This is a genomic window from Arthrobacter sp. B10-11 (genome assembly GCF_033142195.1).
GTDB lineage: Bacteria > Actinomycetota > Actinomycetes > Actinomycetales > Micrococcaceae > Arthrobacter > Arthrobacter oryzae_C.
In genome coordinates this window covers 784,700-801,567 of sequence record NZ_JAWMTH010000002.1, presented here as the reverse complement: position 1 = coordinate 801,567, position 16,868 = coordinate 784,700, and the positions used below count along the sequence as shown (strand labels likewise).

14 protein-coding genes are annotated in these 16,868 nt (G+C 64.6%); 6 read left to right on the top strand and 8 right to left on the bottom strand.

Annotated elements, in window-relative coordinates; all coding sequences use genetic code 11:
- Positions 1 to 33: 33 nt before the first annotated feature.
- On the bottom strand, positions 34 to 990 hold the full coding sequence (locus RW112_RS09400) for a hypothetical protein (protein WP_317781481.1): 957 nt from the start codon (positions 988 to 990) through the stop codon (positions 34 to 36).
- 154 nt (positions 991 to 1,144) lie between these two features.
- On the opposite strand from RW112_RS09400, the gene RW112_RS09395 reads away from it, so the two are divergent.
- The gene (locus RW112_RS09395) at positions 1,145 to 1,690 is read left to right on the top strand and encodes a peptidylprolyl isomerase (RefSeq protein ID WP_028271893.1); all 546 of its coding nucleotides are present in this window, start codon (positions 1,145 to 1,147) and stop codon (positions 1,688 to 1,690) included.
- Between the two features lie 6 nt (positions 1,691 to 1,696).
- A complete protein-coding gene (locus RW112_RS09390; protein ID WP_317781480.1) occupies positions 1,697 to 2,566 on the top strand; it encodes a rhomboid family intramembrane serine protease in 870 nt (289 codons plus the stop codon).
- A gap of 762 nt (positions 2,567 to 3,328) precedes the next feature.
- On the opposite strand, the gene RW112_RS09385 is transcribed toward RW112_RS09390, so the two are convergent.
- Positions 3,329 to 3,940 (bottom strand): DNA-3-methyladenine glycosylase I, encoded by a 612-nt coding sequence (locus RW112_RS09385; RefSeq protein ID WP_317781479.1) that lies wholly within the window; start codon positions 3,938 to 3,940, stop codon positions 3,329 to 3,331.
- Positions 3,941 to 4,092: 152 nt separating this feature from the next.
- Here RW112_RS09385 and RW112_RS09380 point away from each other — a divergent pair, with 152 nt between their 5' ends.
- Positions 4,093 to 6,378, top strand: coding sequence for an immune inhibitor A domain-containing protein (locus RW112_RS09380; protein ID WP_317781478.1), 2,286 nt, complete (start codon positions 4,093 to 4,095; stop codon positions 6,376 to 6,378).
- Between the two features lie 69 nt (positions 6,379 to 6,447).
- On the opposite strand, the gene RW112_RS09375 is transcribed toward RW112_RS09380, so the two are convergent.
- Positions 6,448 to 6,702, bottom strand: a complete 255-nt coding sequence (locus RW112_RS09375; RefSeq protein ID WP_305942937.1) for a cell division protein CrgA — start codon at positions 6,700 to 6,702, stop codon at positions 6,448 to 6,450.
- A 177-nt stretch (positions 6,703 to 6,879) separates the two neighbouring features.
- On the opposite strand from RW112_RS09375, the gene RW112_RS09370 reads away from it, so the two are divergent.
- The 3 genes from RW112_RS09370 to RW112_RS09360 are packed head-to-tail and all read left to right on the top strand — an operon-like array spanning position 6,880 to position 8,484.
- The gene (locus RW112_RS09370; RefSeq protein ID WP_317781477.1) at positions 6,880 to 7,674 is read left to right on the top strand and encodes a class E sortase; all 795 of its coding nucleotides are present in this window, start codon (positions 6,880 to 6,882) and stop codon (positions 7,672 to 7,674) included.
- 4 nt (positions 7,675 to 7,678) lie between these two features.
- Positions 7,679 to 7,849 carry a hypothetical protein gene (locus RW112_RS09365; protein ID WP_305942939.1) on the top strand — a complete coding sequence of 57 codons (171 nt, stop codon included), beginning with the start codon at positions 7,679 to 7,681 and terminating at the stop codon, positions 7,847 to 7,849.
- Positions 7,846 to 8,484, top strand: coding sequence for an aminodeoxychorismate/anthranilate synthase component II (locus RW112_RS09360; protein WP_317781476.1), 639 nt, complete (start codon positions 7,846 to 7,848; stop codon positions 8,482 to 8,484). Before RW112_RS09365 ends, RW112_RS09360 begins: the two co-directional genes overlap by 4 nt.
- A 25-nt stretch (positions 8,485 to 8,509) precedes the next feature.
- Here the strand turns inward: RW112_RS09360 and pknB are convergent, their stop codons facing one another.
- Genes pknB through RW112_RS09335 form a run of 5 tightly spaced genes read right to left on the bottom strand, consistent with a single transcriptional unit; the run spans position 8,510 to position 16,866 of the window.
- On the bottom strand, positions 8,510 to 10,402 hold the full coding sequence (gene pknB / locus RW112_RS09355; RefSeq protein WP_411709888.1) for a Stk1 family PASTA domain-containing Ser/Thr kinase: 1,893 nt from the start codon (positions 10,400 to 10,402) through the stop codon (positions 8,510 to 8,512).
- A 56-nt stretch (positions 10,403 to 10,458) separates the two neighbouring features.
- Entirely contained in the window at positions 10,459 to 12,285 is a 1,827-nt protein-coding gene (locus tag RW112_RS09350) for a protein kinase domain-containing protein (RefSeq protein ID WP_317781474.1), read from the bottom strand.
- Positions 12,282 to 13,742: a penicillin-binding protein 2 gene (locus RW112_RS09345; RefSeq protein ID WP_317781473.1), complete on the bottom strand. Its 1,461-nt coding sequence runs from the start codon at positions 13,740 to 13,742 to the stop codon at positions 12,282 to 12,284. The genes RW112_RS09350 and RW112_RS09345 overlap by 4 nt, the downstream gene beginning before the upstream one ends.
- Positions 13,739 to 15,208, bottom strand: coding sequence for an FtsW/RodA/SpoVE family cell cycle protein (locus tag RW112_RS09340; RefSeq protein ID WP_317781472.1), 1,470 nt, complete (start codon positions 15,206 to 15,208; stop codon positions 13,739 to 13,741). Before RW112_RS09340 ends, RW112_RS09345 begins: the two co-directional genes overlap by 4 nt.
- Complete coding sequence (locus RW112_RS09335) at positions 15,205 to 16,866, bottom strand: PP2C family serine/threonine-protein phosphatase (RefSeq protein WP_317781471.1); 1,662 nt, start codon at positions 16,864 to 16,866, stop codon at positions 15,205 to 15,207. The genes RW112_RS09340 and RW112_RS09335 overlap by 4 nt, the downstream gene beginning before the upstream one ends.
- Positions 16,867 to 16,868 lie beyond the last annotated feature (2 nt).

Here is a 16,868-nt window from a genome sequence, read left to right as displayed (position 1 = left end):
TCTGCTGCAGAGCCGTCCGGTGACGGCCGGGTTTTAGCTGTCGGTAGCCTTGGTGGAACCGTTGTTCATGCTGGAAGCGATGTTCCTGGTGGCAGTCTTGGCATCTGTGGCAACCGTGGCTGCCTCATCCTTCGCATCCTCAACGCTGTCAGCAGCCTTCGCGGCGGCGTCGTCCGACGCGTCAGCAGCCGAGTCCGCGGCGTCAACAACCTTGTCGCCGGCGGCGGCCGTAACGCTTGCGTCGGATGCCGCGTGTACGTCACTGACGGTCGTGGCAGGAACGGGGGCGGGTGCGGGCGTTACGGGAGCGGGAGTCTTCCAGGGATCCTCAACCGGCTTGGACGCCTTCCAGGCAGCCACGCCGGCGGCGACGGCTGCCGCGATGACGCCGAAAATCAGCAGTCCGCGGTGCTTGGGCTTCTGCGGCTTGGCTGCCTCCCCCGTGACAACGCGGGTTGCCTCGGCTGCAGCAGCCTTGAGCTGGTGGCCGGCGGCCTGGGCCTGGTCCTGGATGGTGTGCACCACGCCGGAGTCCGCAAGCCTCTGTGCGACGGCGTCCACGTGGGAAGGTGCGCTTTCCAGGGTGCGGTGAACGGCCTCCGAAGCGTGCCCGATCTGATCCGAGAGCCTGGGCAGATATTCCACCACGACGCGGTCGCGGGCATTCAGGATCACCGGGGCGGCCTTGTCCAGTGCCTCGTGCAGGCGGGGCGTGGTGCCCTCGACGGCGTCGTGGATTTTCGGCGCGAGGTGGGCGAGCCCGTCCTGGATGCGCGGCGTCACGGTGGCAACGCCGTCGGCCAGGTTGTGGGCTGCCGATTTGAGCCCTTCCTGGATCTTCGGGGAAGCGGTGTCAATGCCGTGCTGCAGGCGGGGAACCGCCCAGTCCACGGCTGCTTCTACGCGGGGGGCTGCCCAATCCTTGGCGTTCTCTACCGCGCTGCTGACTGACTGCTCCAGGTCACGGGCAATACGATCCGATTTCTTCACAACTACCTCCCGATTAATGTGACGGTTCTGTTGTTAGCCTACGTGGATTGCCCCGCACCGGCTATTCATCAGGGGCATTTCGGGCCGATTTCACCTAGCGCGGAACTGCCGGGCAGGCCTGATGTGCAATAGCCCGACGTGGAACAATGGGCCTATGACTGCCATCGCAACTGCAAAAGCAACCATCCACACGAGCCTCGGCGACATTGTCGTCAACCTCTTCGGCAACCACGCGCCCAAGACGGTCAAGAACTTCGTCGGCCTGGCCACCGGCGAGCAGGCCTGGACCCACCCGGAAACCGGTGAGGACAAGACCGGCACCCCCCTGTACAACGGCACCATCTTCCACCGCATCATCAAGGACTTCATGATCCAGGCCGGCGATCCCCTGGGCCGCGGTGTCGGCGGACCGGGCTACAAGTTCGATGACGAAATCCACCCCGAGCTGACCTTCAACCAGCCGTACAAGCTGGCCATGGCCAACGCCGGCATCCAGATGGGCAAGGGCACCAACGGCTCGCAGTTCTTCATCACCACCATCCCCACGGACTGGCTCCAGGGCAAGCACAGCATCTTCGGTGAAGTTGCCGACGAGGAATCCAAGAAGGTTGTGGACGCCATTGAAGGTGTCCGCACCGGCATGGGCGACCGCCCGGTCGAGGACGTCGTCATCAACAGCATCGACGTCGAGCAGCTCTAACACCCCATGAGTTACGGAATTCCGGCGGCCGTGCCGTCCGCGCAGATACCGGTGTGCCCCCGGCACCCGGACAGGCCTTCCTATGTCCGGTGCCAGCGCTGCGGGCGCCCGGCATGCCCGGAGTGCCAGCGGGCGGCCGCCGTCGGATTCCAATGCATTGACTGCGTCAACGAAACAAAACGAACGACGCCGGCAGCCAGGACCGTCTACGGCGGCACCGCCGTCGGCGGCCGGCCTGTGGTGACGTTCGGGATCATCGCCATCTGCGCCCTTGTCTATGTGCTGCAGTGGGTTGTTCCCAACGACGGGATGTACCAGGACTTCGCCTTCGCCTCGGTCTACGCCACCACCGAGTACGGCGTCTTTGAGCCCTGGCGCATGCTCACCTCCGCCTTCCTCCATTCCCAGGGATTCATCCTCCACATCGCGCTCAACATGTACATGCTGTGGATGTTCGGGCAGGCGCTGGAGCCCCTGCTCGGCAGGTTCCGCTTCCTCGCCCTGTACGTCATCTCGGCCATCGGCGGATCAGTCGGATTCCTCCTCCTGACACCCGTCCTTCCCCCTTCGGGAGTGGTGGGCGCATCAGGCGCGATCTTTGGACTGTTCGGCGCCATGCTGGTGGTCCAACGCCACCGCGGCGGCGACACTAGGCAGCTGTGGGTGCTGATAGCCATCAACGGTGCCATCGGCTTTATCGTCCCGCAGATCGCCTGGCAGGCCCACCTTGGCGGCGCGGTGACCGGTGCGGCCTGTGCCGCAGTCATCGCCTATGCCCCGCGCGGCCCACGCCAGCGGGTGTGGCAGGCGGCAGGCCTGGTGCTTGTCCTCGGCCTGCTCATCGGCGCCACCTGGCTGAAAACGGCCGTCGCCTAGACACGGCGGCATTTTCCCCACAGCCCCTCGCAGCCTTCCACAGCGGCCCGTGTGTACTCCGGGCCGGGGCTCCGGCATCTGTGCCGGCAGCAACTGTCGTCTTTCTTGGCCGTGCCCTCGCGGCATCCACCCTTGCCCCGGATCATGCGGGGGGTTTTCCACAGGAGTTATCCACATTGTGTGTAACTTACATGCTTGTAGTTCAGGGGTGCTCCCCCGCGTAATCCCTGCCAGCTGGCGCTTAGGGCCGCGGCCGGCCACGACTCAGCCACGTCTTGTCCACATCTGTGGATAAAGATGTTCCTGGAGACTGTGGTTAAGTGGACAAGTCTGCTGCCCGGGCCGGATGGCGATTAAGCCGCGCGCCCCTCTGGAGGCCGGACTCGGAGGGCAGGGAGCTCGTCAACAGGTTATGCACACTGTTAATAACTGCAGTGTCGGAAACCGTCCGCGGGAATTCGGTGCTCCCGCACCAAGACAGCGTCCTCCGGGGACAATTATCCCCTAGGTTATCCCCACCTGTGGATAACTTCTGGGGATACCGCTGTTGTTAAGTGGATAACTTCCGTGAAGGGCGTGATCGCCGATCGAGAAGCCGACGGAGCAGGTTATCCACAGGGAATCCACACTGTTAATAACTTTTGGACGTTATGAAGAGCCCGAGTGAGGGTCCCTGGCGGGCCATGACCCGCGGAAGTGGCGCTCGATCGGTCCGGAATTATCAACATTGTGGATAACTTTCCCCACAGGGCTGGGATAACTTCAGGGTAATTCGGTCCATACGCCAGATGAACCGCGGCGGTGGCTGTCCACAAGATGGGTGTCAATCATGCCGATCGCTTCCATCAGCGCATGCATCGTGGTGGGTCCCACAAAAGCGAAGCCCTTGGCCCGCAAGGCCTTGGAAAGGGCGATGGATTCCGGCGACGTGGTGGCGACCTCGGCATGTGTCCGGGGACTGGGGGTGGCCTCGGGCTGGAAGCTCCAGACGAAGTCCACCAGTCCGCCGTCCTTGCGCAGCGCGATAGTGGCATTGGCATTCGTGATGGCCGCCCTGATCTTCATCCTGTTGCGAACGATGCCGGCGTCAAGCATCAGGCGCTCCACGTCGTCGTCGGTGAAAGCCGCAACCGCTTCCGGCTCGAAGTTGTGGAACGCCGCGCGGAACGCGGGCCGTTTCCGCAGGATCGTTGCCCAGGACAATCCCGCCTGGAAGGCCTCCAGGCTGATCCGCTCGAACAGCCCCTGCTCGTCACGGACGGGCATGCCCCATTCGGTGTCGTAGTACTCCTGCAGCAGGGGATCCACAGCGGCCCAGGGCGGGCGGGCCAGGCCGTCGCTTCCGATGATGGTGCCGCGTTCGTCCGGGGTCATGTGGGTTCCTTAGCTTTGGTGCACGCTGTTGCTGCCTCCAGCATATTCACGCCGCTGCCGCGGACATGTCCACTGGCAAGGCACCGCTGATAGCCGAACGAGCACTCTCACATTATGCTGTGGCTCTGATCACAAATTACTGGGAGGTACGTGTGAGGAAAACCAAAATTGCCGTGGCCGGCTTGGCGGGGGTCGTTCTCGGGATGCTCAGCATCCAGGCCCCTGCCGTCGCCGCACCGCCTGTCGACGACGGATCAACCGGATCCGCCGCCGCAGTGAGGCAGGACAACCGTCCCGGACCGCGGTCGAAGGAACTTGTCGAGCGGCGCAAGGCCGCCATCGACAAGGTGGCCAAGGGACAGGCAAAGGCCAATGATGACGGCGTGGTCCAGCTGGCGCCGGACAAGTTCGCTGAAATCGAGACCGTCAAGCAGGACAAGATCTTTACCGTCCTGGCCGAGTTCGGTGACCAGGGCTCGGGCCGCTACGGAACAGCACCAGGCCCGCTGCACAACACGATCGCCAAACCGGACCGTTCCGTTGATAACACCACGCTGTGGACCAGCGACTTCAGCCCCGCGTACTACGAAGAACTCTTCAACGGCAGCGGCGAATCGATGAAGGGCTACTACGAGGCCGTTTCCAACAACGCGTACTCGGTAACCAACACCGTGACGGACTGGGTCAAGGTGCCCAACAACGGGTCCTTCTATGGGGACAACGCCACTGAGGACACCGGCGGTGCATGGGCTTTTGTCCGGGATTCCGGCAACGCCTGGTGGGATTCCCAGGTGGCGGCCGGCAAAACCCCGGCCGAAATTGACGCGTACCTCGCACAGTTCGATGTGTGGGACCGCTACGACTTCAACAACAACGGCAACTTCGACGAGCCGGACGGCTACATCGACCACTTCCAGGCAGTCCATGCCGGCGAGGGTGAGGAAGGCGGGGGCGGCGCCCTGGGCGAGGACGCGATCTGGTCCCACCGCTGGTACGCCTTCGGTAACCAGTTCGGTTCCACCGGACCTGACGGAAACCTCGCCGGCGGAACCCGGATCGGTTCCTCGAAGTACTGGCTGGGCGACTACACGACCGAACCCGAAAACGGCGGAGTTGGCGTCTTCGCCCACGAGTTCGGCCACGACCTGGGACTGCCGGACTTCTACGACACGTCCGGCGCTGCCACCAACAGCACAGCCTTCTGGACCCTCATGAGTTCAGGGTCCTGGCTGGGCCACGGTTCCGCCGCCAACGAAGGAATCGGCACCACCCCTGGCCTGATGGGACCCGAAGAGAAACGCTTCCTGGGCTGGCTGGACCACAGTGAGGTAGGGCTCGGCACGAGCGGCGACTTCGTCCTGAACCCGTCCCAGCTCCAGATTGACGGTAAGGACCAGGCCGTCCGGGTCAACCTGCCGGATAAGACCACCACCACCAGCTACACGGTCCCCTCCTCGGGGACCACCGCGTGGTGGACCGGCAGCGCGGACAACCTCAATGATTCCCTGACCCACGCCGTCCCGGCTCAGTCGCGGGTGACCGTCACGGCGAACGTCTGGTACGACATCGAGGCAAACTACGACTACCTCTACGGTGAATACTCCACAGACGGCGGCAACACCTGGCAGTCCGCCGGGCGTCCGCTCAGCGGATCGGCAGCCTGGGGCCAGGTGCGCTACTCCTATGACGCGGGCGGCCTCGAATCACTCTTCCGCTTCAGGTACCAGACCGACGGTGGCGTCCACAACCCGGGCGCGTTCATCGACGACGTGAAGATTTCGGCCGGAAAGACCGTAATCCTCAGCGACGACGTCGAATCCGGCGCCGGAAAGTGGACCGCCGAAGAGCCGTGGCAGCTGAGCACCGGTTCCGTAACGAAAACCACCCCGCAGTACTACCTCGTGGAGAACCGCGAGTACGTGGGTTTTGACGCCACGCTGGCGGAAGGACCCTACGCCTTCACCAGGGGCATCAGCGCCCCGAACTGGGTGGACTTCTTCAAGTACCAGAACGGCATGCTGGTCTGGTACATCGACGAGTCGTACGCGGACAACAACGTGTCGGCCCACCCCGGTGCCGGCCTGGCGCTGCCGGTGGATGCCCGGCCCGCACCCTTCAAATGGTCCGACGGCACCATGCCGGGCAACAGCCGCCAGCCGTTCGACGCCACCTTCGGACTGGAAGCAACGGATCCGCTGTGCATCGCCAAGGAAGTGCAGTCCGGCACAAAGCGCACCCAGGAGGTCAGCTCACTTGACGCCTGCGCCGTGAGCAGCGCAGCGATCAGTGTCTTCAAGGACATTGACCCGCTGGCTTACTACAGTGCGGACAACCCCTACGGAAGCGTCAAGGTCGCAGGCCACGGCGTGGAGATTTCCGTAACGTCCGACGCCGGTTCCGATCTTGGGATCCGGGTGGTCAACCCGGCCCGGAAATGAGCCGATAAAACAAAAAAAGTCGGACCGGCACGTTGTGCCGGTCCGACTTTTTTGTGTGAAAGGTGCGTATCAGGAACGCCAGCGGGTGGTCATCAGGAAGCCTGCAATCGCAATACCGAACCCGGCAACGATGTTCCAGGATTCCCATTCCCTGACAGGGAGGGCGCCCTCGCTGATGTAGAAGGTGATGATCCACAGCAGGCCGATGATCATCAGGCCGAACATGACGGGCTTGAACCACACGGCGTTGGGCTTGTAGGCCTGCGATGCAGAAGCCGGCTTTTCAGCTGCGGCGTTCCTCTTTCGTGGCTTTGACTCGGGCACGGGTCCTCCTCGTCGGGCTGAATCAAGGGCGGAGCCTTCGGCTTGATATCCTGCAGGAAGGAACATGCCGGCGGGGTTGGCGCCTTTGGTCAGGTCTGAATTCTTACTAGCAGCCAATTCTAGCTGTAGTTCAGAACACACCGGCGCCAGCCCCGAGCCGCCAATTGAGGAGACCACGTGGTGTTGCTGGAGAAGGAGACGACCGCCGCCGTGCCGGCACGCGGCGTCGGCGTTCTCCGGAAACTCATCCAGGTTGTCGGCGAGCTACTGATCACGGTGGGAGTCATCCTGCTCCTGTTCGTCGCCTGGCAGCTTTGGTGGACCAACGTGGAGTCCGATGCGAAGCAGGGCGAAGCCATCAGGAACTTCGCCCAGGAGCTGGGCGGCCCCCCGGCTCCCGCAGCATCCGGCGCCCCGGACGCGGCCGCATCCGGTCCTGCCGACTACGGTCCGCCGAAGGTCGCCGAAGCGCCAGGGCACGGCCAGACCATTGGCATTATGTATATCCCCCGTTTTGGCGCGGACTACACCCGGCCCATCGTGCAGGGAACCTCAACGGACGTCCTGGACACGCTGGGCCTGGGCCATTACAGCGACACCGCGATGCCCGGGGCAACCGGAAACTTCGCCGTGGCCGGCCACCGCCAGACGCACGGGGCCGTGCTGGACAACATCCACACCCTGGTTCCCGGCGACAAAATCTACGTCCAGACCAGGGACGGATTCTACGTCTACGTCTTCCGGAACATCCAGATTGTGCTGCCTTCGGCCACCGATGTGCTGCTTCCCGTGCCCACCCAACCTGCCGCCCGGCCAACGGAGGCCTACCTCACCATGACGAGCTGCAATCCGCGTTTCGGTTCGGAAGAACGCATCATTGCATATTCCCTCCTGGATCGCTGGCAGCCCGCGTCGGCGGGACCGCCGGCTGAAATTGCGGCCCAGGTGGCCAAAGCACTCGGGAAGGGCTGACGCTATGTACGGATGGATTTTCCGCCACCTGCCGGGCCCGCTGTGGCTCAGGATTGCGACGTCACTGGTGCTGCTTGCCGGCGTGCTGGTATTGATGGTTCAGTTCCTCTTCCCCTGGATGTCACAGTTCACCCAGTTCACCGACTCAACGATTGGTTTAGTAACTCGACAATGAGCACCAAGATCCTGGTCGTAGACAACTACGACAGCTTTGTTTACACCCTGGTGGGATACCTCCAGGAGCTCGGCGCCGAGACGACAGTGGTCCGCAACGACGACGTCACGCTCGCCGAGGCAATCGAGATGGCGGAAGCGCGCGACGGCGTCCTCATTTCGCCGGGGCCCGGCACCCCCGCGGAGGCCGGCGTCTGCATCGACCTGATCAAATGGTGCGGCAGCCAGGACAAGCCGATGTTCGGCGTCTGCCTGGGGCACCAGGCCCTGGCTGAGGCGTACGGCGCCACGGTGACGCACGCTCCTGAACTGATGCACGGCAAAACGTCCCTGGTGGAGCATGAAGGAGCCAACGTCTTCGCCGGACTCCCCTCCCCCGTAACGGCCACGCGTTACCACTCGCTGGCGGCTGTCCGGGAAACCATCCCCGACATCCTGGAGATCACCGCGCAGACGGCCAACGGCGTCATCATGGGCCTGAGGCACCGGACAGCACCGCTCTGCGGCGTCCAGTTCCATCCGGAGTCCGTCCTCACGGAGGGTGGTTACCAGATGCTGGGCAACTGGCTGGAGTCCCTCGGCATGGCGGGAGCGGCAGAACGGGCCGCCAAGCTGAGCCCGCTCATCCAGCACTAACCCGCCGGAACTGCTTCGACGGGTGCTAGCCCCGGTCCCGGCCCGTCTCCGTGGGCGTAGGCGTGGGCGTCGGAGTAGGAGTGGGCGCCGGAGCCTTGGCCACGATCACGCTAATGGTCTTTCCCTGCTCCACCAGCGCGTTCACGGGATCGCTCTGCTCGGTCACCTTGCCCGGTTCGACCTCGGAGTTTTCGACTTCCCGCACTGCGATGTTCAGGCCCAGGTTCTTGAGTGCGGCCTCTGCTTCCGGCTGCGGCAGGCCGCGGAGTTCGGGCATGGCAACCTTGCCGGTGGACACCACGATTTCCACGGTGGTTCCGACGGCCACCGACTCGCCTGGAGCGGGTTTCGTGGTGATGACCAGCCCGGCCGGGAACGTGGCGCTGTTCGCCATGGTGGTGCCGGGAGCACCGGCAAGGCCGATCTGGCGCAGGACGTCGCGGGCCGCTGCTTCAGTGCGGCCCGGCAGGTCGCCCGGAATCTTGACGGCGCTTGGACCGTCGGAGATGTTCAGGGTCACCTTGGAATCGGGCTCCATGGATGTTCCTGCGGCGGGCACCGTGCCAATGGCTGTTCCCTTGGCGATGGCGTCGTGGGGAAGCCTGCTGATGGTGGGGCTGAAGCGGGCGTTATAAAGCTTCTGCAGCGCCTCGGTTTCCGTTAGTGACGTCACCGTAGGGACGACGATTTTGGCCACCGGGGGCGGCGGCTGGTTCATCATGTTGTAGAGCCACAGGCCGCCGCCCGCCAGGACCAGCAGCGTGAAAATCACCAGGGTGGCAATCCACGTCCGACGGCGGGACTTCTGTCGGGGGGTGCGCTCACGTTCCGGCGGGAATCCCAGCGGAAGATCGTTCGACTCGGACGGCTCGTATACCTGGGCGGGAATGGGCTGGTCGTCGCCGAGGGTGTCGTGGACGGGCCGGAGCCGGCCGCCCGGTGAGTCGTCCAGGAAGCTCGCGCCGGTCAGCGAGTACGGCGCGGCCTGGGCCGTACGCTCTGCGGCCGCGACCGTGTTGACGGGATCCGTTGATTCCTCGCCCGCCGCGACCTCGGGCACCGGAACACCGTTGCGGGCGGCCCTCAGGGCACGCTGGAAGGCGGCCGCATCCTGGAAACGGTCTGCCCGGTTCTTTTGCAGCGCCTTGGCCAGGACGCTGTCCAGGGCCTCCGTCACCTCAGGGTTGAGGCTGCTGGCGGGCTCGGGCATCTCGCGGACATGCTGGTAGGCGACGGACACGGGACTGTCACCAATGAAGGGAGGCCGCCCCGTCAGCATTTCGTAGAGCAGGCACGCGGCGGAGTAAAGATCGCTGCGGGCATCCACGGTCTCGCCGCGGGCCTGTTCCGGTGACAGATACTGGGCGGTGCCCACCACTGCCTGGGTCTGCGTCATGGTGGCGGACGAATCGGCCATGGCGCGGGCAATCCCGAAATCCATGACCTTGATCGTGTCCGAGTCTTCGCAGAACATCACGTTCGCCGGCTTGATATCCCGGTGGACGATGCCCGCCCGGTGGCTGTATTCCAGGGCGGAGAGGACGCCAAGGCTGAAATCGATGGCGTGGTCGATGCTGACTTCCTTCGCACGGATCAGGTCCCGAAGGGTCTTTCCGTCCACGAATTCCATCACGATGTACGGCACCCGGACAGTATCCTCGGGGCCTCCCGGGACGGCGTGGTCCCCGGTGTCGTAGATGGCAACGATCGAAGGATGGTTCAACGCAGCCACAGCCTGGGCTTCGCGCTTGAACCGCGCCTGGAACTGCGGATCCCGGGCAAGGTCGGGCCGCAGCAGCTTGATGGCCACTGTCCTGCCCAGCCGGGTATCCACACCCCGGTGGACGTCTGCCATGCCGCCGCGGCCGATCAACTCACCGAGTTCGTACCGTCCGTTGAGGACGCGCTGGGTATTCACTGGGAGGCTGTCCTCTCTGTGCGACGGGAGACGGGGTGAGTCCGGCACGGTGCGTCCTAGTTCGACGTGGAGGTGCTGGGCGTGGGCAGGATTTCCCGGGCAAGGTGGTACGTCACCACGGAACCTGCGGGCACCTGGCTTCCGGCGCCCGGCTCCGAACTGACGAACGTGCCGGGTTCCTGGCCGGCACTGCCGGCGACGTCCTCGCCCTTCTGCCAGCGCAGCCCGGCGTCTTCGATGGCGCGCTGCGTCTGTGACTCGGAGCTGCCAACGCCAATTGCCGGCACTGAAGACTCCTTGCTTGGGTCGGCGCCCTTTGAATAGGTGACAGTGATGGACTGGCCGGGGTTTACCGGGCCCGAGGGCTCGATATTGGTGACTGTGCCTGCCGGCGCATCGTTGAAGACCTGCTCGCCGATGACCTGCAGTCCCAGACCGACGAGCTGGCTGCGGACGGTGTTGTACGGCTGGCCAAGATAGGCGTCCGGAATCAGGTTGATGGTTTCCGGAGTCGACTGCGTGGGAGTAGGCGTCGGGCTCGCGCTCGTGGACGTGGGGCGGGCGGAGGTTGACGTCGGCGAGGCGCTGCTTGGCTTGGCGCTCGTAGACGTAGCCGACGACTCGGCCGGGCTGGACGGGGAGAAGATGCCTGCCTGGGTAAGCAGGACACCCGCCAGTGCGAAGAGGACGAGCACGATGAGGGCGATGAGCGGCCACGTCCACGGGCTGCGGCCTTTGCGCTGCGGCTCGTCGACAGGTTCGTCGTAGCGGTCCTGCTCCTCTTCCTGCTCCCACGTGCGTTCGGCAGCCAGGGCATCTGCGCGCGACAGGGCGTCGCGCGGGCCGGTGGCTCCTGCAGCAGCTCCGGCGGCGAGTCCTGCAGCGGCACCTGCGCCCGCGGCGCCGACCACCGGAAGGGCGGAGGTCGCCGTCGTCGATTTGTCCTTTTCGGGGGTCTCGATGACGCCGGTGGCGGCCGTGGGAATGTCCACCGGCGCGGTGATCGGACCGGTGGCCGCTTCGAAGAGCAGCATTCCGGGTACGGCCGCGTGGGCGGCAGCGATATCACCGTTGCGGATGGCTTCCGCTGCCTCGGACAGCTTGATGGCGTTCGCGGGGCGGTTCTTGGGATCCTTGGCGAGCATGGACATCAGGAGGGCGCGTACCGGCGTCGGCAGGGTCTCCGGGAGCGGCGGCGGCGCATCGTTGACCTGGGCCAGGGCGATGGCGATCTGCGACTCGCCGGAGAACGGGCGGTGCCCGGTGAGGCACTCGTAGCCGATGACGCCGAGCGAGTAGATGTCCGAGGCACCCGTGGCGGTCTGGCCGGTTGCCTGTTCCGGTGCAAGGTACTGGGCAGTGCCCATGACCTGTCCGGTCTGGGTCAGCGGAACCTGGTCCGCCAGCCGGGCGATGCCGAAGTCCGTGACCTTGACGCGGCCGTCCGGTGTGATCAGCAGGTTGCCCGGTTTGATGTCGCGGTGTACCAGGCCCTGGGCGTGGGCAACAGAGAGGGCGCGTGCCGTCTGGGCAATCATGGACAGTGTCCGGTCCGGCGAAAGGACCTGTTCGTGTTCAATGATGCTGCTCAGGGGCTGGCCCGGGACCAGCTCCATGACCAGGTAGGCCGAGCCTTCTTCTTCGCCGTAATCAAAGACGTTGGCGATGCCCACGTGGTTCAGCAGCGCCGTGTGGCGCGCCTCGGCACGGAAGCGCTGGAGGAACCCGGGATCGCCCGTGTACTCCTCTTTGAGCACCTTGATGGCGACAATCCGGCCAAGGATAAGGTCCTTGGCTTTCCAGACTTCTCCCATCCCGCCAATCGCAATACGCGTGGTCAGCTGGAATCTCCCGCCGAGGGTGATCCCTGATGTAGGCCTCACTTATTCAACACCGCCTCAAAAATCTTCTTCGCGTTCGGACTGGTTAGCTGTGCGCCGGTGGTGATGTCCACGCCCTGCATGACGATGGTCACCGACACCTGCGGGTCGTTGGCCGGGGCGAACCCGGTAAACCATGAATTGTTCAAGCCGTCGGTTCCCAGCTCGGCTGTGCCGGTCTTGCCGGCCACCTGGACACCGGGCACGGCAGCACCGCGGCCGATTCCTTGACTGACCACGCTGGTCATCCACTCCGTGATCTGCCGCGAAATCTCCGGGCTGGTGGACGTCCGTAGGACTTCGGGCTTCGGTTCGCTGATGATGCGCAAATCCGGGGACCGCACCGTCTTGATGAGGTTGGGCCGCATCTGGACGCCGCCGTTGGCTATGGCGGATGTCATCAGTGCGATCTGCAGCGGAGTGGCACGGACATCGCGCTGGCCGATCGCGGACTGGGCCAGTCCTGCCGCATCCAGCTCCTCCTCCGGGAAGGCCTTCTTGGCGTAGTCCAGCTTCAGCTGGTCGCCGAGGTCCTCGCCGAAGCCGAACTTGGCCGCCTGTGTGGCGATGGCCTCCTGGCCCAGGTCCCGGGCGATCTCCGCGAACGGAGTGTTGCAGGACTGCTGGAGGGCGAAGGCGAAGCTCGCCGTGCTCTGTGTGTAGCAGTTGCCTCCGGCGTAGTTCGGCAGCTTGTATTCGATGCCTGGGAAACTCATCTCGGCCGGGTTGGGCAGCTCACTGTCCTTGTTGTACTTGCCCGAGCTGAGTGCCGCGGCGGTGTCCACGAGCTTGAAGACCGATCCCGGTGCCAGGAGGGCGCCGGTGGGACCGCTGACGTTCTGGTTCAGGTTGATCCCGGGAATCTTGTTCAGTTCATTGAAGTTGGCAGCCTCGGCGTCGGCATCCTGCGTTGCGATCAGGTTGGGATCGTAGGACGGTTTGGACACCATGGCCAGGATGTCACCGGTCTTGGGGTTCGTCACCACGATGGAGCCCCGCTGGCCGTCCGGGATCAGGTCGTAGGCGAGCTTCTGGAGCTCAGGGTCCAAGGTGAGTTCAACCGAGGCGCCCTTGGGCTGGTTGCCAAGGAAAAGCTGGCCGATGCGGTCCAGGAAAAGCTGGTCCGAGCTGCCGGCCAACTGCTCGTTAAGGGCACTTTCCAGACCGGTGACGCCGTAATTCTTGGAGAAGTAGCCCGTGATGCCGGCATAGAGTTCAGGTTCCGTGTAGGTCCGCTGGAACTTGCAGCTTTCGGAGGCGGCAACGGACTGCGCGATGGGCTTCCCGCCCACGATGATGGCTCCGCGGTCGTTGCAGTAGTTCTGCAGGATGGCGCGCTTGTTCCAGGCGTTGGCCTGCAGCTCGTCGGCGCCCACAACCTGCACATAGCTGAGCGCGCCGAAGATCAGCGCGAACATGGCGACCGCGGCAATCCATGAATTCCGGATGGCATGGTTCACAGTTGTTTCACCGCTTCAGTTGGTGCGTCGGGATGGGCGGATGAAGGTTGCCGTGCGGGCTGTTTTGCCGGCCGTGGCGGTGACGGCGGAACAGGCTTCTGCTCACCGGGTTCGCCGGGCTCGGCGCCGTGCGGCATGGGAGTGGTGTCCACAGGGCCGCGTGCGGTGTGCGAAATCATCAGCAGCAGGCCAACGATGATCCAGTTGGCCAGCAGCGAGGATCCGCCTGCCGCCAGGAAGGGGGTGGTGAGCCCGGTAAGTGGAATCAGGCGCGTGACGCCGCCGATCACCACGAAGCATTGCAGCGCGATGGCGAAGGACAGACCGCAGGCAAGCAGCTTCCCGAAGGCGTCGCGCGTGCCCAGTGCCGCCCGGAAACCCCGCGTGAACAGCAGGAGGTACATCATCACGATGGCGAAGAGGCCGATCAGGCCGAGTTCCTCGCCGAAGGAGGCAATGATCATGTCGCTGTTCGCGAACGGGACCAGGTTCGGCCGCCCTTGGCCCAGGCCGGTGCCCACGAGGCCGCCGTTGGCCATGCCGAACAGGCCCTCCACGATCTGGAGGCTGCCGCCGTACTGCCGTCCGTAGACTTCGTCGGTGAAGGCGTTGAGCCACCCGTCGATGCGGAGGCCCACGTGGGAGAAGACCCGGGAGGCAATGAAGCCTCCGCCGAGCAGCAGCCCCACGCCGATGATGACCCAGCTGATCCGGCTCGTGGCGACGTAGATCATCACGATGAACAGGCCGAAGAAAAGTACCGAGGAGCCGAGGTCACGCTGGAAGATCAGCACGCCGATGCTGACCAGCCACGCCGTGATCATGGGGCCCATGTCCTTGAACCGCGGGAACTGCAGCGGTCCGATCTTGCGTCCGGCCAGGAGGATGAGGTCACGGTTTGACGAGAGATACCCGGCGAAGAATATTGCCAGGGTGATCTTGGCTACCTCACCCGGCTGGAAGGTCATGGGGCCGATCTTGATCCAGACGCTCGCGCCAAGGATTTCGCCGGCGGAGATGCCCGGCACCAAAGGAAGGATCAGCAGCAGGGCGCTCACGGCAAGTGAGATGTAGGTGAACCGGCGCAGGATCCGGTGGTCCTTGAGGAACCAGATGACGGCGATGGCGACGCCCATGGCAACCAGCGTCCAGCGGAGCTGGTTGTTGCCGGTGTCTTCGCCCACGCGGTCCAGGCGATGGATCATGGCCAAGCCAAGGCCGTTGAGGGCCACCACGAGCGGAAGTATTACTGGATCTGCATATTTAGCACGGATGCGCAGAACGATGTGGAAGACGAGGGCGGCGGCCGCGAGGAGGCTGGACTGGAACCAGAAGTCCTGGTCAAAAGCCTTCTCCTGGTCCACGCCCACCAGGGCATTGGCGCCGATGCCCACGGCAAGGGCAAGGATCAGGAGCGCCAGCTCGGTATTCCTGCGTGGCTTGGGGGTGGCCTCAATCTGTGTCATTTGGCCTCCTCACAAGCGTTGGACGACGGGCTGGGACTTGCTGACGGTGCGGTTGTTCCGGGTGGAGACGCTGTGCCGCCCGGCGCCGGCGCCGTCCCCGAGGCGGAGGGGGTGGCGGTGGCCGTGGGGCTCGCGCATTCGTCGGCCGGCGACGTTGTTCCAGTCAGGTCGAGGTTCTTGACGATCCGCTGCGCGTCGTATAGATCCCGTGCCGGGACGGTCTGGCGGACCCGCTGCTGGGAGAATTCCGGGAGGTCCGACATGCGGATCTCCGTCACTGTCTCCAGCGTTGAGAGCTGGATGGGCCCCAGCCGCTGCGAAACGCCGTTGTAGATGGCAACCCGCTGGTCGTATTCGCCGATGTAGTAGCGCGTCTGCGTCCAGGCATAACCAAGCCACAGGCCGACGCCCAGGATGACGAGCAGGGCAGCTGCAGTGGCCATCGTCACCCAGCGGCGCGGCTTGGCGGCGGGCTTGTACTCGTCGGTTTCCTCGCGGTTCTGATCCGATTTGTGCGTGAGCACGGTTGCCGCGCGGCGCGCCACAGTCCGGCCGGCAATCGTGGGAATGGACCCGGATTCTGCCGCCGCGGCAGCTGCGCCAACGAGTTCATGCGGACGGTTGGACAGTTCCTCGCGGAGCACCGCCGCGGAAAGATGTTCGCCCAGATGAGGGTCCGTGCTGGTGGTCGGCTCACCGGGTTTTGAAGGAGGGTTGGGGCCGGTGTCGTCCGCGCCGGAAGCCGTGTGGCCAGTATCTGCCGCGGGTTTGGGTGTGGCGTCATCGGAAGGGACCGCCTGGGAAGTGGCCGGGGCGGCAGTCTTCGTGGCATCGACGCTGCCAGCCGGCGGCTGAACGATTTCGACGGCGGCCGTGCGGACGTCGTCGGCAGTCTCTTCGACAATTTCAAGCATGACCACTGTGACGTTGTCCGGTGCGCCGGCCTCAAGGGTGAGGTCTACGAGGGTCTCCACGCATTCGCGCAGGTCCTTGGTTTCGCGGACCATGCGTTCCACCACGTGCCCGGCAACGTAGTTCAAACCGTCGGAACAGAGCAGCCAGCGTTCGCCGGGTTCGACGTCCAGGGTGGCGAGGTCGAGTTCGGGGCTGGCGTCGACGTCGCCCAGGACCCGCATCAGGACGTTCTTGTGCGGATGGGTCTCGGCTTCCTCGGGACGCAGCCGGCCCTCATCGATGAGTCTCTGGACGAACGTGTGGTCCACGCTGATCTGTTTGAATTCGCCGTTGCGCAGCCGGTACGCCCGGGAGTCGCCGATGTGGGCGAAGTGAAGCTTCCCTTCGGCAAGGAGCAGGGCCGTCACGGTGGTACCCATGCCTGCCAGTTTGGGATTGATGTGGACCAGTTCAGACAGGAGAGAATTCGCGGTCTGGATTTCATCTGCAAGCACGGTTCCGGCGTCGCCGTCGTAGTGCCCGTGGTCCAGGTGGAGCATGTCCAGGACAGTCGCCGCGGAGGCCACGTCACCCCCGGCATGGCCTCCCATGCCGTCGGCCACGATGGCCAGGTGCCGGCCGACGTAGGCGGAGTCGTCATTCTTGGCGCGGATGCGTCCCACATCCGAGCGGGCCGCATAGCGCATGATGAGCGGCCGCTTCGGGACGGGGCCCTTGTCGGCGGGGTTTTCCGGGACGGCCACGG

What these genes read in the sequence shown, in the direction of transcription:
- RW112_RS09395 (WP_028271893.1), top strand. Translation starts at nt 1,145, where the DNA reads ATGACTGCCATCGCAACTGCAAAAGCAACCATCCACACGAGCCTCGGC.
- RW112_RS09390 (WP_317781480.1), top strand. Translation starts at nt 1,697, where the DNA reads ATGAGTTACGGAATTCCGGCGGCCGTGCCGTCCGCGCAGATACCGGTG.
- RW112_RS09385 (WP_317781479.1), bottom strand. Translation starts at nt 3,940, where the DNA reads ATGACCCCGGACGAACGCGGCACCATCATCGGAAGCGACGGCCTGGCC.
- RW112_RS09365 (WP_305942939.1), top strand. Translation starts at nt 7,679, where the DNA reads ATGTACGGATGGATTTTCCGCCACCTGCCGGGCCCGCTGTGGCTCAGG.
- RW112_RS09360 (WP_317781476.1), top strand. Translation starts at nt 7,846, where the DNA reads ATGAGCACCAAGATCCTGGTCGTAGACAACTACGACAGCTTTGTTTAC.
- RW112_RS09340 (WP_317781472.1), bottom strand. Translation starts at nt 15,208, where the DNA reads ATGACACAGATTGAGGCCACCCCCAAGCCACGCAGGAATACCGAGCTG.